The 20923-nt window shown below is 72.5% G+C and carries 21 protein-coding genes; 10 read left to right on the forward strand and 11 right to left on the reverse strand.

The window, feature by feature from the left end:
- Positions 1-41: 41 nt before the first annotated feature.
- From AC5P09_RS17415 to AC5P09_RS17425, 3 genes are read left to right on the forward strand one after another with little or no spacing between them, the layout of a single operon-like run.
- Positions 42-656 (forward strand): alpha-ketoglutarate-dependent dioxygenase AlkB, encoded by a 615-nt coding sequence (locus AC5P09_RS17415; protein ID WP_493874839.1) that lies wholly within the window; start codon positions 42-44, stop codon positions 654-656.
- A 36-nt stretch (positions 657-692) separates the two neighbouring features.
- The gene (locus tag AC5P09_RS17420) at positions 693-1934 is read left to right on the forward strand and encodes an ROK family protein (protein WP_493874787.1); all 1242 of its coding nucleotides are present in this window, start codon (positions 693-695) and stop codon (positions 1932-1934) included.
- 53 nt (positions 1935-1987) lie between these two features.
- Positions 1988-2437: an RpiB/LacA/LacB family sugar-phosphate isomerase gene (locus AC5P09_RS17425; protein WP_493874788.1), complete on the forward strand. Its 450-nt coding sequence runs from the start codon at positions 1988-1990 to the stop codon at positions 2435-2437.
- 14 nt (positions 2438-2451) lie between these two features.
- On the opposite strand, the gene ilvY is transcribed toward AC5P09_RS17425, so the two are convergent.
- Entirely contained in the window at positions 2452-3309 is an 858-nt protein-coding gene (gene ilvY, locus AC5P09_RS17430) for an HTH-type transcriptional activator IlvY (protein ID WP_493874789.1), read from the reverse strand.
- 89 nt (positions 3310-3398) lie between these two features.
- Between ilvY and AC5P09_RS17435 the strand changes: the two genes are divergently transcribed.
- Positions 3399-4868: a ketol-acid reductoisomerase gene (locus AC5P09_RS17435; RefSeq protein ID WP_493874790.1), complete on the forward strand. Its 1470-nt coding sequence runs from the start codon at positions 3399-3401 to the stop codon at positions 4866-4868.
- 32 nt (positions 4869-4900) lie between these two features.
- Here AC5P09_RS17435 and AC5P09_RS17440 read toward each other — a convergent pair whose 3' ends face one another.
- The 4 genes from AC5P09_RS17440 to AC5P09_RS17455 form a co-directional block, all read right to left on the reverse strand.
- Positions 4901-5086 carry a DUF1272 domain-containing protein gene (locus AC5P09_RS17440; RefSeq protein ID WP_493874791.1) on the reverse strand — a complete coding sequence of 62 codons (186 nt, stop codon included), beginning with the start codon at positions 5084-5086 and terminating at the stop codon, positions 4901-4903.
- Between the two features lie 127 nt (positions 5087-5213).
- On the reverse strand, positions 5214-6125 hold the full coding sequence (locus tag AC5P09_RS17445) for a phosphotriesterase family protein (RefSeq protein ID WP_493874792.1): 912 nt from the start codon (positions 6123-6125) through the stop codon (positions 5214-5216).
- Positions 6119-6703: a DUF4865 family protein gene (locus tag AC5P09_RS17450; RefSeq protein ID WP_493874793.1), complete on the reverse strand. Its 585-nt coding sequence runs from the start codon at positions 6701-6703 to the stop codon at positions 6119-6121. The genes AC5P09_RS17445 and AC5P09_RS17450 overlap by 7 nt, the downstream gene beginning before the upstream one ends.
- Before the next feature lie 10 nt (positions 6704-6713).
- Entirely contained in the window at positions 6714-7280 is a 567-nt protein-coding gene (locus tag AC5P09_RS17455) for a TetR/AcrR family transcriptional regulator (RefSeq protein WP_493874794.1), read from the reverse strand.
- Between the two features lie 175 nt (positions 7281-7455).
- Between AC5P09_RS17455 and AC5P09_RS17460 the strand changes: the two genes are divergently transcribed.
- The 3 genes from AC5P09_RS17460 to AC5P09_RS17470 are packed head-to-tail and all read left to right on the forward strand — an operon-like array spanning position 7456 to position 11071.
- Positions 7456-7758, forward strand: a complete 303-nt coding sequence (locus AC5P09_RS17460; RefSeq protein WP_493874795.1) for an SHOCT domain-containing protein — start codon at positions 7456-7458, stop codon at positions 7756-7758.
- Entirely contained in the window at positions 7755-8513 is a 759-nt protein-coding gene (locus AC5P09_RS17465) for an ABC transporter ATP-binding protein (protein WP_493874796.1), read from the forward strand. Before AC5P09_RS17460 ends, AC5P09_RS17465 begins: the two co-directional genes overlap by 4 nt.
- The gene (locus AC5P09_RS17470) at positions 8510-11071 is read left to right on the forward strand and encodes an ABC transporter permease (protein ID WP_493874797.1); all 2562 of its coding nucleotides are present in this window, start codon (positions 8510-8512) and stop codon (positions 11069-11071) included. The genes AC5P09_RS17465 and AC5P09_RS17470 overlap by 4 nt, the downstream gene beginning before the upstream one ends.
- 86 nt (positions 11072-11157) lie before the next feature.
- Here the strand turns inward: AC5P09_RS17470 and AC5P09_RS17475 are convergent, their stop codons facing one another.
- Both AC5P09_RS17475 and AC5P09_RS17480 read right to left on the reverse strand, forming a co-directional pair.
- Positions 11158-11691 carry an ATP-binding protein gene (locus AC5P09_RS17475; RefSeq protein ID WP_266444893.1) on the reverse strand — a complete coding sequence of 178 codons (534 nt, stop codon included), beginning with the start codon at positions 11689-11691 and terminating at the stop codon, positions 11158-11160.
- A 186-nt stretch (positions 11692-11877) separates the two neighbouring features.
- Positions 11878-12201: a hypothetical protein gene (locus AC5P09_RS17480; RefSeq protein WP_411147886.1), complete on the reverse strand. Its 324-nt coding sequence runs from the start codon at positions 12199-12201 to the stop codon at positions 11878-11880.
- A 342-nt stretch (positions 12202-12543) separates the two neighbouring features.
- Between AC5P09_RS17480 and cds1 the strand changes: the two genes are divergently transcribed.
- The gene (gene cds1, locus AC5P09_RS17485; RefSeq protein ID WP_493874798.1) at positions 12544-13665 is read left to right on the forward strand and encodes an L-cysteine desulfhydrase Cds1; all 1122 of its coding nucleotides are present in this window, start codon (positions 12544-12546) and stop codon (positions 13663-13665) included.
- Here the strand turns inward: cds1 and AC5P09_RS17490 are convergent.
- Entirely contained in the window at positions 13662-13895 is a 234-nt protein-coding gene (locus AC5P09_RS17490) for a VOC family protein (protein WP_493874799.1), read from the reverse strand. The two genes, cds1 and AC5P09_RS17490, sit on opposite strands and share 4 nt — an antisense overlap.
- Positions 13896-13972: 77 nt before the next feature.
- Between AC5P09_RS17490 and AC5P09_RS17495 the strand changes: the two genes are divergently transcribed.
- Positions 13973-14137: a hypothetical protein gene (locus tag AC5P09_RS17495; protein ID WP_493874800.1), complete on the forward strand. Its 165-nt coding sequence runs from the start codon at positions 13973-13975 to the stop codon at positions 14135-14137.
- Between the two features lie 302 nt (positions 14138-14439).
- Here AC5P09_RS17495 and AC5P09_RS17500 read toward each other — a convergent pair whose 3' ends face one another.
- A complete protein-coding gene (locus AC5P09_RS17500; protein WP_493874801.1) occupies positions 14440-14913 on the reverse strand; it encodes an SRPBCC family protein in 474 nt (157 codons plus the stop codon).
- A gap of 62 nt (positions 14914-14975) precedes the next feature.
- Complete coding sequence (locus AC5P09_RS17505) at positions 14976-15806, reverse strand: DeoR/GlpR family DNA-binding transcription regulator (protein WP_266444905.1); 831 nt, start codon at positions 15804-15806, stop codon at positions 14976-14978.
- Positions 15807-16098: 292 nt separating this feature from the next.
- Between AC5P09_RS17505 and AC5P09_RS17510 the strand changes: the two genes are divergently transcribed.
- The gene (locus AC5P09_RS17510) at positions 16099-18447 is read left to right on the forward strand and encodes a hypothetical protein (RefSeq protein ID WP_493874802.1); all 2349 of its coding nucleotides are present in this window, start codon (positions 16099-16101) and stop codon (positions 18445-18447) included.
- Here AC5P09_RS17510 and AC5P09_RS17515 read toward each other — a convergent pair.
- Positions 18417-20855, reverse strand: coding sequence for a right-handed parallel beta-helix repeat-containing protein (locus AC5P09_RS17515; RefSeq protein WP_493874803.1), 2439 nt, complete (start codon positions 20853-20855; stop codon positions 18417-18419). The two genes, AC5P09_RS17510 and AC5P09_RS17515, sit on opposite strands and share 31 nt — an antisense overlap.
- Positions 20856-20923: the final 68 nt, after the last annotated feature.

Raw genomic sequence — 20923 nt, forward strand, 5'->3', positions numbered from 1 at the left:
CCCACCAGTCGGATTAGCTCTCCGTAGCGTTCAGTGGCACACTGTCACATGAACGCCCGGCGCCCAGGCGACGTCGGGCACCCTCCTCAGTCGGGGCGCACGTCCTGGCTGACCAGCGTCCGGAGGGACGTGTCACGCGGGCTGCCGGTTCCTGCCGTGCAGCACCAGGGCGCGAAGGCGATTGGCTCACACCCTGCGCAACACTCAGGGTCAGTCAGTTAATCAGAGACGCTAGCCGAGCCGCAGCTCAGGTCGGTGTTCGAGGCGTGCCGTTACTGGGCGCGCCCGCCGACCGGGCTGTGGACGGTGCGGTGCTGGAAACACTGGGTGAACCGGTGGCTCCGTACGACATCGCACTGATCAACTTCTACGACGGCGACGCCCGCATGGGCATGCACCGCGACAGCGACGAGAAGTCGGACGCCCCGGTGGTGTCCCTGAGCCTCGGCGACACCTGCGTCTTCCGCTTCGGCAATCCCGAGACCCGGACCCGGCCGTACACGGACGTCGAGCTGCGCAGCGGCGACCTGTTCGTGTTCGGCGGGCCGTCCCGGCTCGCGTACCACGGGGTGCCCCGGGTCCAGGCGGGTACGGCACCGCCGGAGTTGGGTCTGGTCGGGCGGTTGAACATCACGCTTCGGGCCAGTGGTCTGTAGGCCGCCGAGTCTGCGGATCATGGGAGACTCGCCCTCATGAGCGGCAAGGCGGACCCCCGGACGGCGGGGGAAGGGACCCCCTCGAGGGCGCGGCTGGACCGGGGGCGCGGTGCGCTCGGGCCCGCGTTGGAGCTCGTGCACACCGGACGCGCGCCGACCCGCGCCGTGCTGACCGCCGAGCTCGGCGTGACGCGAGCCACCGCCGGCGCGGTCGCCGCCGAACTGGAGGCGCTCGGGCTGATCCGGGTCGACGCCCGGCCCGGCGCGGCGGCCGGTTCGCAGGGGCGGCCCTCGCACCGGCTCGCGGTCGCCGAGGACGGGCCCGTCGTGCTGGCCGCACAGGTGCACGCCGACGGGTTCCGGGCGGCGCTGGTCGGTCTGGGCGGCCGTATCGTCGCCACCGCGCCCGGCTGCGAGACCGTCGAAGAAGATCCCGCGAAGGTCCTTGTGTCCGTCGTGGAGGCCGGCGCCGAACTGCTGCGCACGACCGGACGGCGGTGCGTGGGCGCCGGGCTGGCCGTGCCGTCGGCGGTCGCCGAGCCGGACGGACTCGCCCTGAACCCGCTGCACCTGGCGTGGCCGGTGGGCGCCCCGGTCCGCCGTATCTTCGCGGAGTGCGTACGCGCGGCCGGGATCACCGGACCGGCCTTCGCGGGCAACGACGTCAACCTCGCCGCGCTCGCCGAGCACCGGCACGGCGCGGGCCGCGGCGCCCGGGACCTGCTGTGCGTGGCCACCGGCCACCGGGGCGTGGGCGGCGCGCTGGTCCTCGACGGGCGTCTGCACACCGGGAGTTCCGGGCTGGCGCTCGAAGTCGGCCACCTCACGGTCAACCCGGAGGGCCGCCCCTGCCACTGCGGCAGCCGCGGCTGCCTCGACGTCGAGGCCGACCCGCTCGCCTTCCTCACCGCGGCGGGCCGCGACCTGGGCCCGGAGGTGTCCCTGCTCCAGCAGGCCAACGACCTGGTCCGCCACCACTACGACGACCCGTCCGTCCGCACCGCCACCGAGGCCCTGATCGACCGCCTCGGCCTCGGCCTGGCCGGCCTGGTGAACATCCTCAACCCGGACCGGATCATCCTCGGCGGTCTGCACCGCACCCTGCTCGACGCCGACCCGGGCCGACTGCGCGCGGTCGTCGCCGACCGCAGCCTGTGGGGGCAGAGTGGCGGCGTCCCCATCCTGGCGTGCACCCTCGACCACAACAGCCTGGTCGGCGCGGCCGAGCTGGCCTGGCAGCCGGTGCTGGACGATCCGCTGAGCGCGCTGGCCCAGTGAGCTCACGCACCCGCGCAAGGCGTCCTCGGACACGCCCCGGGTAGGCTCGTGACATGCGGATCTCCGTTTCCTCGGACATGGACGAACCCGTGGCGCGCGGCCTCGTCGCCGAGCTGCGCGACCGCGGCCACGAGGTCGTGCCGTACGGCGCGCTGAGCCCCGGCGACGACCCCCAGTGGGCCGTCTGCTCGGAGGCCGCCGCGCGCGAGGTCGCCGCCGGAACCGCCGACCAGGCGGTCGTGTGCTGCTGGACCGGCACGGGCGCCTCGATCGCCGCGAACAAGGTGCCGGGCGTACGGGCCGCCCTGTGCACGGACGCCTACACGGCGGACGGCGCACGCCGCTGGAACGACGCCAATGTGCTCGCCCTCAGCCTGCGGCTGACGTCCGAGCCGCTGCTCAAGGAGATCCTCGACGCCTGGTTCGCCGCGGAGGCCAGCGCGGACACCGAGGACCGGCAGAACGTGGCCCGCATCGGACGCCTCGACCTCGGCAGGGCCTAGTGCCGCGATAGCTACTAGCTTTTCGGCGCCGTGAGGCTCCACAACGCTGCCACCAGCGGTCGGCGCAGATCGGCCCGCCGTACGCACAACCCGATCGGGAACGGCTCCGGCAACGGCTCCACGGGAAGCACGGCGAGCCGCTCGCGCACCGCGCTGTGCTCCAGTACGAGACGGGGAACCACGCCCGTGCCGCAGCCCAGCGCGACGAGCGTCAACAGCCCTTCGTGACCGTCCGGTTCACAGGCCACCTCGGGTGCCGTGCCGCGCATTCGGAACCAGCGGTCGGCGGCCTCACGTACCAGCCCCCGGTGGGGCAGGACGAACGGACCGTCGAGACCGGGGTCGGGGCGATCACGTGCGGTGACCAGGACCAGCTCGGTGACCGCGACGGTACGGCTGACCAGGGGTTCCGGCAGCCTGGCCGGGATCCCCGCGACGGCCACGTCGACCTCGCCCTCGTCCAGCCGGGCCAGCGCCGCCGCCGCGTCACCGGTGCGCAGGTCCAGCCGCACCTGCGGATGGGCGGCGCGGAACGGGGCCAACAGGTCGGGCAGCAGCGCCTGACAGGCGGTGACCGTCGCGAACACGGCCAGCCGGCCGGTCAGTTCGGCCGGGTCGGGGTGCTCCTCGCGGTAGGCACGCCACAACTCCAGCGCCTCGACCGCGTATGCGCGGAAACGGTGCCCCTCCGCGGTAAGTGACACCCCGCGGGGACCTCGGTCGAACAGCCGGTGCCCGAGATCCGCCTCCAGCCGCTGCACGGTCCGGGTCAGCGTCGCCGGGCTGACATGGCAGTCCAGGCTCGTCCGGCCGAAGTTCAGCGTCTGCGCCAGATGCAGGAAGAGTCGCAGCTCCCGGTGGTCCTCCCGCACTGTCCTGACCTCGCTCTTTCACTTCACGCAACACCGCGCTGCAAAGGTTGCGCTTGCCGCAACGCTCGGGTGGAGCCTACAACTCGACCATGACCTCGACCACGTACACCTCCCGTGTCTTCGCCCTCGAAACGATGGACGTGCCCGGCAGCACCGAGACGATCCTGCGCGGCGGCCGACACCTGTTTTCCCTCCTGCCGCAGGCCTTCGAAGGCGTCCGCCGCATCGGCGTCCTTGGCTGGGGCCCGCAGGGCCGCGCCCAGGCCCTCAACCTGCGCGACTCGCTCGCGGGCACGGACATCCGGGTGACCGTGGGCCTTCGCCCCGGCTCCCGCTCGGCCGCCGACGCCCGTACCCACGGCTTCACGGAGGAGGACGGCACGCTCGGCGACTGGCTAGCCGTCGCCGCCGACAGCGACCTGGTGATCCTGCTGATCGCGGACGCCGCCCTCGCCGCGCACCACGAGGAGATCTTCGCGGTCCTCGAACCGGGCGCCGCGATCGGTCTCTCGCACGGATTCCTGCTCGGCCACCTGCGGGAGACCGGCGGCGACTTCCCGCCCGGACATCCGGTGATCGCCGTCTGCCCCAAGGGCATGGGCGACTCCGTGCGCCGCCTGTACCAGCAGGGCGCCGAGGTCAACGGCGCCGGGATCAACAGCAGTTTCGCCGTGCACGCCGACCCCGACGGCCGGGCCGTCGACCTCGCGCTCGGCTGGTCGGTGGCGCTGGGCTCGCCGTACACCTTCCGCACCACGCTCGACAGCGAGTACCTCTCCGACATCGTGGGGGAGCGGGCCATCCTGCTCGGCGCCGTCCACGGCATCGTCGAGAGCCTGTACGGCCGCCACCGCCTGGCCGGAGACGACGAGGTGACCGCGTACGAGAGGTCCTGCGAGAACGTCACCGGACCGATCGCCCGCATCATCTCGCGCGCCGGACTGCGCGCGGTGCGCGAGAGCCTCGACGCGGCCGGCCGGGACGTCTTCGACCGCGCGTACACGGCGACGTACGCACCCGCCCGCGAGATCGTCGCCGAGATCTACGACGAGGTCGCTGACGGCACCGAGCTGCGCAGCGTCATCCTGGCCGAACGGCGGCTCGGGGCCCGCCCGATGACCGAGATCGGCGGCTCGCCGATGTGGTCGGCCGGCGACCGGGTGCGGGCTCGGCGCGCCCGACGGGAGCTGCCGGTCGACCCGTTCACCGCCGGTGTCTTCGTCGCCACGATGCTGGCCCAGGTCGACGAGTTCGCCGAGCGCGGGCACCCGTGGTCGGAGATCGTCAACGAGTCCGTCATCGAGGCCGTCGACTCGCTGCTGCCGTACATGCACGCCCGGGACGTGGCCCACATGGTCGACAACTGCTCCCGCACCGCCCGTCTCGGCGCCCGCCGCTGGGGCCCGCGCTTCCAGGCCGCGTACGAGCAGATCGCCTACCCCGCGGCCGAAGGCCCGGCAGACGCGTCTCTGGTGGCGGCCTTCGACACCCACCCCGTCCACGAGGTGCTGGCGGCTGCGGCGAAGCTCCGGCCGTCGGTGGACATCGCGGTGGTCTAGAGGCCGCGCGGGGTGGTGGCGGTGGCACACCCTCAGCTCCCCAGGCTCCTGCGCGGTCTGAGAACCAGCTCCCCGCCGCAGTTGGGACACACGTCCCGCATGGCCTCGCTGCACGGCACACAGAAGGTGCACTCGTACGAGCAGATCCGGGCCGGGCCGTCCGGCGGCAGCGTCGCCGTCTCGCAGCGTTCACAGCGCTCGCGCATCTCCAGTGCCATGTCGTCGCCCTCCTTGTCGCGTCCGGGCCCGGTGACCCGTTGCTCCCATCCTCGGGGCGCCGGGCCTGCCCGAAAGCCCGCCGGTGGGCCAAAGGCCAACACGATCGGGCCACCGACCGCCCCAAGGTCAGCGCCACTCCACCGCGAAGGCCCGCCCCGGGTTCTGTACGAGGATCCGCTCCACCGTCTCCTCGCCCAGCTCGGCTTCGAGCCGAGGGCGCACCCGCCGCAGCAGATACGGCATCCCCGGGCCGCCGTCGACCGAGCGCGCCTCGGCGGTCGTGGTGTCGCCGCCGAGCAGCAGCCGGTCGCCGTGCCCGGCGTCGGCGAGTGCCCGGACGGCGCCGGGCATCCGCCAGTCCGTGGCGTGGTGGGCGCGAGAGGGCCCGTCGAAGGCGAGATAGCACCCCGTCTCCGCGGCCTGGAGGTGTACCACGCCGTCGGGGGAGCGGTTGAGGTGCCCCAGGATCACCCGGTGCGGCGGCACCTCCAACTCGCCGCACAGCAGGTCCAGTACGTCGAGGGAGCCGGTGCCGAGCTCCAGATGGACGGCGATGGGCGCTCCCGTCGCATGGTGGGCCTCGGCCGCCGCTCTCATCGTCCAGCGGGCGTGCCCGTCGAGGCCGTGGAAACCACCCGCCACCTTGATGAGCCCCGCCCGTACGCCCGACGTGCCGATGCCCTCGGTCAGTTCGGCGACGAAGACCTCGGCGAGCCGGCCGCGTAACCGGCCGAGCATCTCCTCGTCGTAGTGGACGGCCTGGTGCAGCCCGGTCGCGGCCACGACGAGCACTCCCGTCTCCCGGGACAGCGGCGGCAGATCGGCGGCCCGCCGCCCCAGCCCGTACGGCGTCCACTGCACCACGCTGCCGCCGCCCTGCGCGAGGAACGCCGCCAACTCCGCCCGGGTGGCGGACACGTGCTGGAGCTCCTGCCCCGGCAGCCGGGGACTGCGGAAGAACAGATGGTCGTGCGCGTCGCAGACGCCCAGGTCGGCGGGGCGTACGTCCCCGAGCACCGTACGCACCGCGCTCACCATCGCCGCCCCCGCGGCAGCCGGTCCCGCCCCGGCGACGACAGATGCAGCACCTGGAACACGTCACCCTCGGCCTTCGGCGCCTCGTGCCCCCAGAGCGAGAAGTGGACCAGCTCCCAGCGACTCGTGTCCACGGCGGCCGCCGCCAGCACCGCGCCGTCCCGCACCGCTGACCTTTGCGTTTCCCGCACCGCGTCTTCCATTGCCTCCCCCAACCGCACCCCGTCCGGCACCCGTTGCCGCCGCCGCACCGCCACCCGCGCGGGGTGGCCGACCGCGTCGCCCTCCTCGTACGCCAGCCCCGCCCACTGCCGGACCGAGGGCCGCCCGAAGTCGTCGGCGATCCCCTGGAAGGCGCCGCCCCAGAGGAACGTGTTCATGCCCTCCAGGGTGTCCCACAGGTAGAACGGCGCGTACTGGTTGACCGGCGATCCGTCGATGCCCCGCTCGCGCATCAGATACGCCTTGAGGCCGAGGCCGTCCCAGTCGTCGAGCAGATGCCCCCTGCGGGCGACCCGGTCGCGGATGATGTCCATGTCGTAGCCGGCGGGCAGCGTCAGTTCGTACTGCATGGCGTGCATCGGTGCCTCCTCAGGCCGGCCGGTCGGGCGCGAGCAGCGACAACAACCCACGGACGCCCGCGTCGAACGCGCCGGGCGAACCGGAGGCGCGGGCCAGGACATAGCCGCCCTGCACGGTCGCGAGGACGGCCGCCGCGATCTCCTCGCCGTCCAGCGACGGCGCGAACTGGCCCTGTTCCTTGCCCTCTTCGACGATTGCGGCGATCCGCTCACGGATCCGGTCGAGCGTCTCGTCGACCGGTGCGCGCAGTTCGTCGCTGGCGATGATGTCCGGATCCATCGTCAGCCGCCCGATCGGGCAGCCGCGCAGCACGTCACGCTCGCGCCGCAGATACGCCTCGATCCGCTCGTACGGCGTCCCGGGACCGTCGAGTACTCCCTCGGCGGTAGCCAGCAACTCCTCGGCCGTCCGCCGGATCGCGGCCAGGGCGAGGTCCGGCTTCCCCCTGAAGTGGTGGTACATGCTGCCCTGCCCGGCATCCGCGCGCTCCAGGATGGCCTTGGGGCTGGTGCCCACATAGCCGCGCTCCCACAGCAGCTCACGGGTCGCGTCGATCAGTCGCTCCGAGGTGCTCATACCGGCACTGTACATACTAGTAGTTACAGAAGTCGAGCTCCTGGGGAGCAGTGTCGACGCGCCCGTGTACTCCCCGCGAGGTACACGCACTGCCGCTGGCCGTACGACGACCCGGACCCCTCCCCGGAGCCACTGTCGAGGCATCACGGAAATCCCATCGAGGAGATGAATCGACATGCAGACCCTGGCGCACTTCGGCGACGGCGGCCCCGGTCCCTGGATCCTGCTCTTCCCCCTCATCTGGGCGGCCGTCGTGGTCGGCGGCATCACCCTGCTGCGCCGCACCGTGGGGCGCGGACGCGGCGGGCCCTGGCGGCGCCCCACCGTCAAGGACACCTCGACCGTCGACGACAACTCGCCCATCACCGTGCTCGGCCACCGCTTCGCCTCCGGCGAGATCGACGAGGACGAGTACTGGCGCCGGCTGTCCGTCCTGGACGAGCAGTTCGGCCGTACCGGCAAGGGCGGTGCGGCATGACCACCACGACCACCGCCACCGGCACACTGCCGGCCGCCCGGGTCGTCGACGCCGTAAAGGTGTACGGCAGTGGCGACACCGCCGTGAGGGCCCTGGACGGGGTGAGCGTCGACTTCCCGGTCGGCCGCTTCACCGCGATCATGGGGCCCTCGGGCTCCGGCAAGTCCACCCTGATGCACTGCGCGGCCGGCCTCGACACCCTCACCTCGGGCGCCGCCCACATCGGCGACACCGAACTGGGCTCGCTCGACGACCGCCGCCTCACCCTCCTGCGCCGCGACCGTGTGGGCTTCGTGTTCCAGGCCTTCAACCTGGTGCCGACGCTGACCGTCGCGGAGAACATCAGGCTGCCGCTCGACCTCGCGGGCACCAAGGGCGACCAGGAGTGGATCGACGCGCTGATCGACGTCGTCGGCCTGCGCGACCGCCTCCACCACCGGCCCTCCGAGCTGTCCGGCGGCCAGCAGCAACGCGTCGCCGTGGCGCGGGCCTTCGCCGGCCGGCCGGACGTCGTCTTCGCCGACGAGCCGACCGGCAACCTCGACTCCCGCTCCGGCGGGGAGGTCCTGGGGCTGCTCGGCCGCGCCGTGCGCCGGACGGCCCGCACGGTCGTCATGGTCACCCACGACCCGGTGGCCGCCGCCCACGCCGACGAGGTCGTCTTCCTCGCGGACGGACGCCTGGTCGACCGGATGGAATCGCCGACCGCCGACAAGGTCCTGGACCGGATGAAAGCCCTCGAGGTGCCCTCATGAACGCCTCCGTACGTCTGAGCGTGTCCTCCCTGCGCGCCCACAGGCGGCGCTTCGCGGGAACGTTCCTCGCGGTGTTCCTCGGCGTCGCCTTCCTCGCCGGGACCCTCGTCATGGGCGACACGCTGCGCGCCGGCTTCGACACCATGTTCGGCAACGCGACCAGCGGCACCGACGCCGTCGTGCGCGGCGCCGACGCCATCACCACGCCGGGGGAGAGCGAGGGGGTGCGGCAACCGGTCGACACGGACCTGGTGAACGCGGTCGAGCGGGTCCCGGGCGTCGCGGCCGCCGCCCCGAACATCCAGGGCGCCGGCCAGCTCGTGGGCGCGAACGGCAAGCCCGTCGGCGGCCAGGGCCCGCCCACCCTCGCCGGCAACTGGATCGCCGACGAGAAGCTCAACTCCTACCGACTCGCCGAGGGCCGCGCCCCGGAGCGGTCCGGCGAGGTCGTCGTCAACCGCGGCACCGCCGACAAGGGCGACCTGAGGATCGGCGACACGACCACCCTGCGCACCCCCGACCCCGTCAAGGTGACGATCGTCGGCCTCGCGACCTTCGGCGGCGAGGACGGCATGGCCCAGGTGACCTTCACCGGCATGACCCGGGCCGACGCCGAGAAGTACCTCACGGCCCGGCCGGGCGAGGCGTCGAGCATCCAGGTGCGGGCCGGACCCGGGGTGAGCCAGCAGGAACTCGTCGACCGGCTGACTCCCGTCCTGCCCGCGGGAGTCGAGGCCATCACCGGCCAGGAGTCGGCCGAGGAGAACACCGACATGATCTCCAGCCAGTTCCTGACCCTCTTCACCACCTTCCTACTCGTGTTCTCCGGCGTCGCCCTGCTGGTCGCGACCTTCTCCATCCACAACACCTTCGCGATCGTCGTCGCCCAACGCGCCCGCGAGAACGCCCTGTTGCGCGCCCTGGGCGCGTCACGCCGACAGGTCACCGCGTCGACCCTGGTCGAGGCGAGTGCCGTGGCCGTGTTCGCGTCGGCGGCGGGCCTGGCGGGCGGCATCGGTGTCGCCGCCGGACTGCAGGCCCTGTTCCCGGCGATCGGATTCCCGTTCCCCGAGGGCGACTTGGTGATCAGCGCCGGGTCGATGGCCCTGCCGCTCGCGGTCGGCATCGTGGTCTGCCTGGGCTCCGCGCTGCTGCCCGCCGTACGCGCCGGCCGCACCGCACCCCTGGCCGCCCTGCGCGAGACGGCCGTCGACAGCACCGGCGCCTCCCGCGTCCGCGCCGTCACCGGCATGGGCCTCGCCGCCCTCGCGGTCGCCGTGACCCTCACCGGTGTCCTGGTGTCGCCGTCCCTCTGGCTGGCGGGAACCGGCGCCGTCCTGGCCCTGGCCTCCTTCGTGGTGCTCGGCCCGGTCGCCTCGACGACGGCCGTACGCGTCCTCGGCGGCCCGCTCGACCGGCTGCGCGGCGTCACCGGCGGCCTCGCCCGGCGCAACGCCCTGCGCAGCCCCCGGCGGACGGCCGCCACCGCCAGCGCCCTGATGATCGGGGTGGCCGTGGTCTCGCTCTTCACCGTGTTCGGCGCCTCGCTGAAGGCGACCATGGACCAGACCGTGTCCCGGTCCTTCGCGGGCGACGTCGCCGTCAGCACCCCGTCGTTCGGCGCGGGCGGCAGCGGCCTCAGCCCCCAGCTCGCCGGAGCGGTCCAGGAACTGCCCGAGGTGGACACGGCCGTCGGACTCGGCCGCGGCGTCGCCGAAGTCGACGGCAAGGGACGGGCACTGACCGTCACCGACCCGCTCGCCCTGGAGCGCACCTTCGACCTCGGCACGGTCGACGGCTCCCTGCACGACCTCGGCACCGCCGGCATCGCCATCACCGAGAACGAGGCCGACAAGCAGGGCCTCACCACCGGCGACACAACACGCCTCATCTTCACCGACGGCACGACACAGACCTTCACCGTCCGCGCCGTCTACGGCCAGTCGGAACTCGCCGGCGAGTACGTCATCACCCGCGCCTCCTGGGCCCCGCACCGCACCCAGGACTCCGACACGCTCGTCGCCGTCTCCTTCAAGGACGGCGTGAGCACGGAGACCGGCAAGGCAGCGGTGGAGAAGGCCGCCGCGCGGTACGGCAACCCGGAGGTGCAGACCCGGGACGAGTACGCACAGTCTTCGGCCGGCGGCATCGACATGATGCTCACCCTCGTCTACGCCCTGCTCGCCCTCGCGGTGCTCATCGCGCTCCTCGGCATCGCCAACACCCTGACGCTGGCGATCCACGAGCGCACCCGTGAACTGGGCCTGCTGCGGGCCGTCGGCCAGACCCGGTCCCAGCTGCGGGCCATGGTCCGCTGGGAGTCGGTCCTGGTCGCCGCCTTCGGCACGGTCGGCGGGCTGGCCCTCGGCGGCTTCCTCGGCTGGGTACTGGTCAAGGCCTCGGACGGGGCGAGCGACAGCGCCTTCGCCTTCGCGATGCCGCCTCTGCAACTCGCGGTGGTGGCGCTCGTGGGCCTCGCGGCGGGCGCCCTCGCGGGCCTGCGCCCGGCCCGGCGCGCGGCACGCCTGGATGTGCTGCGGGCGATCGCCACGGAGTGATGGTCAAGGGCCCGCCGACGCCCGCAGTCGACACCGGCTGAGGCGCCCCCGAAGGCGAACGACCCATCCAGCCGGTCACCGCCCGGTCAGCCTGCGACGGCGGACCGGGCGGGAGCGTGTTCGGGCCTGCGCAGGTCGACGGTGTGCGCGACCTCCACGAACCGGTGTGCGGGCTTGTCCGCCACCTTGCGCCGCTGCGGGCGCGCGGCAGCCGGCCGTGCGGACGAGGGCGTCGGCAGCGTGAACCACACGACCTTGCCGGACTCTCCGTCCGGCCGCGCGCCCCAGCTCTCGCTGACCGCTGCGACCATCGCGAGCCCTCGCCCGGTCGTCGCGAACGCCTCGGCGTCCTCCACGACCGGCAGACGCGGGTCGTGGTCGCGCACCGAGACCATCAGACGGTCGAGCAGCAGCTCGATCTCCACGGTGCACGTCTTGTCGGGCCGGGCATGCAGGTGGACGTTGGTCAACAGCTCCGTCACACCGAGCGCGGCCCGGTCTATCAGGGGATCCAGATGCCAGTAGCGCAACTGCGCCGATACGATTCTGCGGACCTGGCCGATCCGCGACGGCAGGGCTTGGAGCTCTACCGCGCAGTGCCTGCTTGGGTGACTGATCACGGCTGCGACTCCCCGACATAGAGGTCCGGAAGAACACTGGGTTCGGATCGATCCAGCAGAGTGCCTGCGTGACACGGCCGCCTGCTGTCGTGGCCGGCGGCTGGTTCGCAGCGTTATCGCCGGTAAACCGAGAGTGATGTGAGACCAGCGTGACCCAGGGGGCGCGGTCCCGCAACTCGCGGTGCTTCAGTCGCTACGCCCTGCAGCCCGCCGTACGGCTTCGATGAACCGGCGTGCCGCGGGCGGGCCGGGCTCGCCCGGGGCGGGGTCGTGCTCGCCCAGGGTCAGCAGGTAGCGGTTGCCGTTGAGGTCGGCCAGCGCCCGGTCCTCGGGGGCGAACCACGGTTTGGACGCGCGCACGGCCTGTACCGGCGCGCTGTCGATCTCGCTGCCGTAGCTGGTGAGCAGCTCCAGCCGGCCGCCGCTGATCCGGACCTGTCCGGCCCGGGTGAGCGAGCGCAGCCGCTTCCCGATCCGCACGCCCGTGGCCGTGAACTCCGGCTCCGCCATACCGTCCCGCCCCCTTGTGCGTGTGGGTGCCGGCCCGCGCTCCCATGCGGGCCGTCGTCCTGCTCGTGTCGTGATCCAGTGTGCGCCCCCGTGCGGACCTTCGTCCCGTCCGGCAGTCTGCCCGCCACCGACGTCGAGCACCAGTACGCACGGCCTGCTCGCCGAGAGCGCCCGGAGCACTCGCGCGAATGCGCCCCCACGCCTGTGCGCCGCCCTGCCCCAGGGGGGCCTTTGAGGCGCTCAAAGGTGTGTTTATGCAGGTGAGAAGCGTGCGGAAGATGTCTATGATCGGTGTGGCGGCCGCGCGACGCGCCGTCGGCGCGCAGCCTAAGGAGCCCCGCCGTGAGTACCCCGCAGAAGACCCGGACCGGCGAAACCCTCGACGTGGACAGCACGGACGCGGCCTACCGCGGCTGGCTGAAAGAAGCGGTCCGCAAGGTCCAGGCCGACGCCAACCGTTCGGCCGACACGCATCTGCTGCGCTTCCCGCTGCCGGAGAAGTGGGGCATCGACCTGTACCTGAAGGACGAGTCGACCCACCCGACCGGCAGCCTCAAGCACCGGCTCGCCCGTTCGCTCTTCCTCTACGGCCTCTGCAATGGCTGGATCCGGCCCGGCCGCCCGGTGATCGAGGCGTCCAGCGGTTCGACGGCCGTCTCCGAGGCGTACTTCGCGAAACTGATCGGCGTGCCCTTCATCGCCGTCATGCCGCGCACGACGAGCGCCGAGAAGATCCGCCTGATCCAGTTCCACGGCGGGCAGTGCCACTTCGTGGACGACTCCCGGAAGATGTACGAGGAAGCCGCCCGCCTCGCGGTGGAGACCGGCGGCCACTACATGGACCAGTTCACCTACGCCGAGCGGGCCACGGACTGGCGCGGCAACAACAACATCGCCGAGTCCATCTTCCGCCAGCTGGAGTTGGAGCGGTTCCCGGAGCCCGCGTGGATCGTCGCCACAGCCGGCACCGGAGGCACCTCCGCGACCATCGCGCGCTACGTGCACTACATGCAGCACGACACCCGCATCTGTGTCGCCGATCCGGAGAACTCGTGTTTCTTCGAGGGCTGGACCACCGGCGATCCAGACGTCACGTGCGACTGCGGCTCCCGCATCGAGGGCATCGGCCGGCCCCGCATGGAACCCAGCTTCGTGCCCGGCGCGATCGACCGGATGATGAAGGTACCGGACGCCGCCAGCGTCGCCGCCGTACGCGCCCTGGAGCAGGCCATCGGCCGCAAGGCGGGCGGCTCGACGGGCACCGGACTGTGGAGCGCGCTGAAGATCGTCGCCGAGATGGTCGCCGAGGGTCGGCAGGGGAGCGTGGTGACCCTGCTGTGCGATCACGGGGACCGCTACCTCGACAAGTACTACTCGGACGCCTGGCTCGCCGAACAGGGCCTGGACATCGCGCCGTACACGGCGGCGATCGCCTCGCTGCTGGAGTCGGGCATCTGGCGCTAGGCTCTTTCGCCCGGCACACCGGCGCCGGGCTTGGACTCACCCTGGTACAGGTCGATGTGGTTACCGCCGGGATCCTGCACGGTGGACGACCGTGGCTTCCACAGCCTGTCGACCGGTGCTTCGATCTCCACGGCGCCGGCGGCGAGCGCCCGCGCGGCGTCGATGTCCTCGACGCCCAGACCGAACTTGGCAGGCCCGCCGGGCCACGGGTGTGATTCGGGATTGGCCACAGTCAAGAGGAAGAAGTCGTCGTCAGGGTATGTGCCGAACTGGAAAGCGAGTCGGCTCTGGCCTGCAGACGTTCACGGTGCTCGGCAAGCACAGCGCCTACGCCGTGTTCGCCAACCGCGCGCATGGCATCGACGGGAACCTGGAGACGGCGCAACGTCGCGTACAGACGCGCTTCGTCAACCTGGTCAGGCCGGTACCGTCGGTATCCGGTATCCGGTATCCGGTGTCGGGGTCGACGTAGGCGGCTTTCAGCAGCCCGACGTCGTCGTAATGCCGCAACGCGGCTGCACACCCAGGTCCCTCGTTGCGGCGCTTGCAGAGCGCCTTGTCGAAGCTGTTCGGAGCGGTGCTGCCAAGGCGTTGATCATTTTTCGGGATGCGGGGGGCTTCCCGCGGGCACCGGCGGCGCGCTGGTGAGCGCGGCAGGAGGTGGAGTCCACGCTCACCGCTTCAGGCGAGCCCACTCTGCGTTCGTCAGATCACCTCGTCCCACGACCATGCACACGGCCACGTGGACGACAGTGACGTGCCGAGACAGCACACCTAGCGCGCCGCCAGTCGCCGGTCGAGCGAGGTGACGGCGTCCCGGAAGGCCCGCCCCAGGCCCGAGCGCGGGAACGTCAGGGCCAGCCGGAACGCCGCCGGCCCGTCCGCGGCGAAGGTCCACTGCACCCGGGTGCCGGTGCCCGCCGGGGTCAGCCGCCACTCCTCGACCAGTGCGCGGGGGCCGGGAGCGTTGGTCTCGTCGACGCGGTAGGCGTACACCTCGGCCTCCTTGGCGACGAGGACCGTCTCCAGGAAACGCGTCCCGCCCTTGAGCCGGACCTCGCGCCGGGCGCCCTCCTGTACGGCCCGCGCGAGCGTGACCGCCCCGAACCAGTCGGCCCAGCCGGGCACGTCCTCGGCGAGTGCGCGGAAGACGGCATCTGGGGATGCGGAGATCTCCCGTGCGAAGACCAGGCGTACGGGGGCGGTCTCGACGAACTCGATCCCCACCGGGCGCAGTTGACGGGCCATGGGCGAACCCCCTCGCGGGAAGCGGGCGTTGACCGGGCAGCGTCACCTTAGCTGACGGCCAGTCAGTCGTCTGCACCCTCGTCGGGCTCGCCCGCCACCACCAGTCGCCGCAGATGCTCCGAGATCTCCGCGCGCGCCTCGCCCGGCAGCCCGGCGTCCGTCACCAGCGTGTCGACCTGCTCCAGCGCGGCGAACGAACTCAGGCCCACCGTCCCCCACTTGGTGTGGTCGGCGACCACCACGACCCGCCGCGCCGACTGCACCAGGCGACGGTTGGTCTCGGCCTCCGCGAGGTTCGGCGTGGACAGGCCGGCCTCGAGCGATATGCCGTGCACACCGAGGAACAGCAGATCGAAGTGGAGCGCCGCGATCGCCTGGTCCGCCACCGGCCCCACCAGAGAGTCGGACGGGGTGCGCACCCCGCCGGTCAGCACGACCGTGGCCGCACCCTGCCGGGGACCCGAGGTGCGCTGCGCCACGTGGAACACGTCGGCCACCCGCACCGAGTTGGTGACGACGGTCAGGTCCGGCACGTCGACCAGCCGGTGCGCCAGCGCGAAGGTCGTCGTGCCGCCCGACAGCGCGATCGCGCTGCCCGGCACGACCAGCTCCGCCGCGGCCCGCGCGATGTCCTCCTTGGCGGTGAGCTCCAGACCCGACTTCGCCTCGAAGCCCGGCTCGTGCGTGCTCGCCTCGACCACCGGGACCGCGCCGCCGTGCACCTTCTCCAGCACGCCCTGCCGGGCCAGCGCGTCGAGGTCACGCCGTACGGTCATGTCCGACACGCCGAGCTTGCGCGTCAGCTCGTTGACGCGGACGCCACCGCGGCGCCGGACCTCGTCCAGGATCAGGGCACGTCGCTGCTCCGCGAGGAGGTTCTGATTCTCGCTCACGTACGCTCCGGTCCTTTCGCCTCAACCCGTCCGACACGCCCTGCGCACCCCTTGTGACAAGGACATTTTGCCCTCCCCTGGTGCGCGGACGTCCCATCCTTGCATGGGCCGGGGCCGGTGGCGCCACCGGCCGTCCCGACGCGCGCATGCCACCGGGGTGACATCCGGGCCCCCGGCTGTCACACGGATCGGGGAGATTCCGTGACGAGAGGTGTACGCCACGCGCCGAACGGCGATCCTTGTGCCCGCACGGACAGATGCCGACGGCGCGTCACGGGGGAAGTGCGAAACAGTGGAACGTGCGCAGAGACATGTCTCGACCGCCGGAGCCGACGGCTCCACCACGCGGCCCGAGGAATCCGGAACCGCCCTGGAACTCCTGGTCCACGGAGTCGGCGGTACCACACCCGAGGAGATGCTCGACGATCCGCGCACGGTCCGGATCACCGGCGACGACACGGCGGCCGTCTTCCGGCGCGCCGACGACGTCGACGCCGAATCGGCACCGGACGAACACCGGGGCCGGCCGGTGCCCGAGGCGTACGTCTGGTGCAATCTCACCTCCGGCAACGGCACCCGGGCCCTGTGGCTGTTGCTGCTGCCGTTCATGGTCGTCAACCTCGCCCACTGGATGCGTCCGACCGCGCGCGGCCGCACCCGGACCGTGCGCCTGTACGGGCTGCTGGTGCGGCTCACGGGACTGACCCTGACCGTCCTGCTCGTCGCCGCCGTCTGTGAGGTCGCCCTCGACCTCGCGGCCTGGCAGTGCGCGGGCACGCCCGCGTGTGCGGAGCGGCACTCCTGGCTCGGCTTCCTGTCGCCCACCGTCTCGGACGGCGGCTGGTGGAGCAGGCCCGGCCGCCGCCTCGCCCTCGCCGCCCTGGTCCCGGCCGCGCTCACCTGGCTGCTGTGGTTCCTGTCCCACCGCACCTGGAGCGCGTACGAGTCCCAGGAGCCGTTGTCCCGCTCGCCCGAGCCCGACGAGGAGACCGGCCGCACCGCGCTGGGCCGGCCCGGCTTCTGGTACGGACGCCGCCTGGTGGCCCGGCTGCGCGCCGCCCACACCGCCGCCGGACTGCTCACCGTCGCCGCGGCGGTCGGCACCTCGGCCGCCCGGTTCGACCACCGGCCCGGCGGTCCCGCGCTCCTCGACGCCCTGGGCCGGCTCCTGGAAGCGGCGCTGGTCGCCGCCGCGGTGGGCGTGGCGTGGGTGGTCTGCCGCCGGGGCCGCAGCGAACGCCGCCTCGACCGGGAGCTCGACGCCCGTCTCGTACGACGGCTGCCGCTCGCCGCCCTCGTCCTGCTCGTCCTCGCCGCCGTCTACGCCGGGTGGGAGCGCCCCGGATGGGAAGCGGCCGGCCGCCTGCCGGGCGACGCGACCTTCGGCGGCATCGCGCTGGTCCAGGGACTGCTCGTCATCGCCCTCGGCGCGGTCGCCCATGTCCTGTACCGCACCCATCCCGACCCGCGCGCCGCGATGCGCGGCCTGGCCGGGCCCGCCGTCGCGATGCTGGCCTGCGCACTGGGCGGGGTCATGTCCGGCGGAGTCTCCCAGCGCGTCGCCGACTGGCTGGACGGCACCGGCACGAACATCCCCGGCCCGCCGGTCCTGCTGACCTGGCAGGCGTCCGTGATCCCGCCGCTGCTCGTCGTCCTGCTGGTGCTGGGCGGCTGGCTGGCCCGGCGGACCTGGCTGCTGCGCCGCGCCGAAATGGCCACGGTGGAACAGGACTATCCGGGCCGGCACAACGACACCACCCGCACCCACCGCATCGCCCGTGCCCGCGCGGCGGCCACGCTCACCGACCGCGCGCCCCTGCTCGTCGCGGTCACCTCCACCACGACCCTCCTCCTCGGTGCCGCCGCCCTCGTCGGCGCCATGACCACCGACAAGGCACCCGCCGAGGCCGCACAGCGGACGCACTCCTTCGTCGAGGGCGCCGCCGAGACCGCGCAGGCGCTGGGCTCCTGGCTGATCGGACTCGGCTTCATACTGTTCGTCACCTGGGGCCGCCGCGCCTACAAGGACCCCTCCGCACGGCGCACCATCGGCATCCTCTGGGACGTCGGAACCTTCTGGCCGCGCGCCGCCCACCCCTTCGCACCGCCCTGCTACGCCGAACGCGCGGTGCCCGACCTGACGTGGCGCATGGAGACCTGGACCCGGGCCACCGCAGGACGACTCGTCATCTCCGGACACTCACAGGGCAGCGTGCTCGCCGCCGCGGCCGCCTGGCAGCTGACGCCGTCCGTCCGCAAACGCGTCGGCCTGCTGACGTACGGCTCTCCGCTGGAGCGCCTCTACGGCCGCTGGTTCCCCGCTCACTTCGGCCCGGCCGCGCTCAGCGCCCTGCACCACGACGTCGACTGCTGGCGCAATCTGCACCGGCCCACCGACCCGATCGGCGGCCCGGTCGGCCTCACCGGCGACTGCGGCCCCGAGGTGGACCGCGAGCCGCTCAAGGACCCGCTCGCCTACGGCCGGACCGACGAACACCCATTGCCCGCGCCGATCCTCGGCCACTCCGACTACCAGGCCGACCCGGCGTTCGCGGAGGAACGGGCGCGGCTGCTGGCCCGGCTGCACCCCGGCGTACCGGCTCAGCGGCCTCAGGACGACTCGGGCAGGTCCTCCGCGTAGAGCAGCGTCAGGTCGTCCGTGCTCGGGTCGGCGACCTGGGCGACCCGGCTCGCGTGCCGCTCGACCATCGCCTCGAAGGTCTGGCGGGCGGTACGGCCGTTGCCGAAGGCCGGTCCTTTGGGGAGCGTCGTGAAGTACTTCAGCAGGGCCTCCGAGGCGCCCGGCGCCAGCCGGTACTCGTGCTCCTCGGCCTGCTGCTCCACGATGCGCAGCAGTTCCTCGGGGTTGTAGTCGCTGAAGGTGATGGTCCGTGAGAAGCGGGAGGCCACACCTGGGTTGACGGAAAGGAACCGCTCCATCTCGGCCGTGTAGCCCGCGACGATCACCACGACAGCGTCCCGGTGGTCCTCCATCAGCTTGACCAGCGTGTCGATGGCCTCCTTGCCGAAGTCCCGGCCCGAGTCCTCCGGTGACAGCGCGTACGCCTCGTCGATGAACAGCACGCCGCCGCGCGCCTTGTCGAAGGACTCCTGCGTGCGGATCGCCGTGGAACCGATGTGCTCGCCGACCAGGTCGACGCGGGACACCTCGACCAGGTGGCCCTTCTCCAGCACGCCGAGGGAGGCGAGGATCTCGCCGTAGAGACGGGCGACCGTCGTCTTGCCGGTGCCCGGGGAGCCCGTGAAGACGAGGTGGCGTTTCACCGACGCCGCCTTCAGGCCCGCCTGCTGCCGGCGCCGGCCCACCTCGATCATGTCCGTGAGCGCTCGGACCTCGCGCTTGACACTGTCCAGGCCCACCAGCGCGTCCAGTTCACCGAGCACGGCCTTCGAGGTCCGCGCCGGCTTCTCCGACTGCGCGCCGGTGACCAGGGGTTCCTGCTCGGTGGTGCGCTGCCCGGGGATCGTGCCCAGCAGGCCGGGGGACTCGGACGCCGTCTGTACGGCGGTCTGAGCCGCGGACGGTCGGCTCGGACCGCCGCTCTCGTCGCTCGTGCAGTCCTCGACCACGGGGCCCGCGCCGGACCCGGTGTCCGGGCCGACGTCCGCGAACTCGTATCCGCCGCGCGCGCACCGCTCGGTACGGCACTTCTTCAGCGTCGTACGACAGTCGTCGATCACATGGAAGCCGTAGCCTCCGCTGCCCGTGACCCGGCAGTTCAGGAAGCTGCCCCGGCCGCCCGCCGAGACGTAGAAGCCGGCTTCGGCGGGGGAGTCGACCGTGCAGCGCTCTATCGTCGGGTCGGCGCCCTTGGTGACGATCACGCCGGTCTGGGTGCCGGACACCGTGCAGTTGTTGAGGGTGCCACCGCTGCCGTGGTCGCGGAACCAGGCGCCCGTCGCCGCGTCCCGGATGCGGCAGTCGTCGAGCTGAGCGGTGGCGCCGTCGCTCACCGACACGGCGGTGTTGCGCACCTGGGACAGGTCGCTGTCGACGACGTCCGCACGTGAACCGCGGTCGAGGACGAACAGGGCGTCCGGCACGTCGTGCACCCGGCAGGAGTCGAGGACGACGGTGGCGCCGTCGCTGACCCAGACGGCCGGGTAGTCGCCCGTGCTGTCGAAGATCTCGCACTGGTTGGCGTCCACGCGGGTGCCCGGGTCCCACACCGACAGGCCGTTGCGCCCGAACTGACGCACCGTCGTGCGGGTCAGGGTCAGCACCGAACGGGAGCGCAGGTCGACCGCGTTCTCCGGGATGTCGTGGATACGGCAGTCGGCCAGGGTCAGCACCGCGTCCGTGTCGAGGGTGACGCCGTCCGCCGTGGTGCGGTGCACATCGCAGTTCGTGAGGTGCGCGGTGGCCCGGCCGGTGACCTGGACGCCGCTGCCCCGGACCTCGTAGACCTCACAACCCACCGCTTCCAGCGCGGAGTTCTCGCCCGTCACCGACAGGCCGACGCCCGAGGCGTGGTGCACACGGCAACGGTCCAGCCGCGGGTGCCCACCGCCGCGCACCGCGACGCCCGCCTGGCCGGCCGCGACGACCTCGCACTCCTCGAACACCCCGCCCCCGCCGTCGAGCACGGCGATACCGATGCCGGCCGGGTTGTCCACGGTGCAGCGCCGCACGGTCGGCCGCGCACCGCCGCGGACCTCGATAGCGGCCGCGGACCGCGTCACGATCCGGATGTCCGTGAGCTCCGGGGTGCCCTCCTCGACGAGCAGGGCGGGCGCGGCCGCGTCCTGGCCCTCCACGTGCAGGTCCTGCACCACGGCCGAGGCGCGCACGGTCAACGGCACCCCGTCCAGGGGCGCGATGCGCACCGAGCCCGGGGAACCCTCGGGGCCGCGCAGGGTCACCGCCCGCTGGACGACGAGGTTCTCCCGGTAGGTCCCGGGGGCGACGGTGAGGACGTCGCCCTCGGCCGCGGCCTCCAGGGCGGCGGCGAGCGACGCGTACTCACCTGTGCGGCGCCGCCAGCGCGATGTGCCGGTGTGCGTCACCTGGACCGTGCCCTGTGCCATGGCGTTGCTGTGCCCCCACCTCGTGGTACGCGGGTTGATGCCGAATGCGTTCGGCCGGTCCACCGTAG

It is taken from the genome of Streptomyces sp. a15, assembly GCF_059026085.1.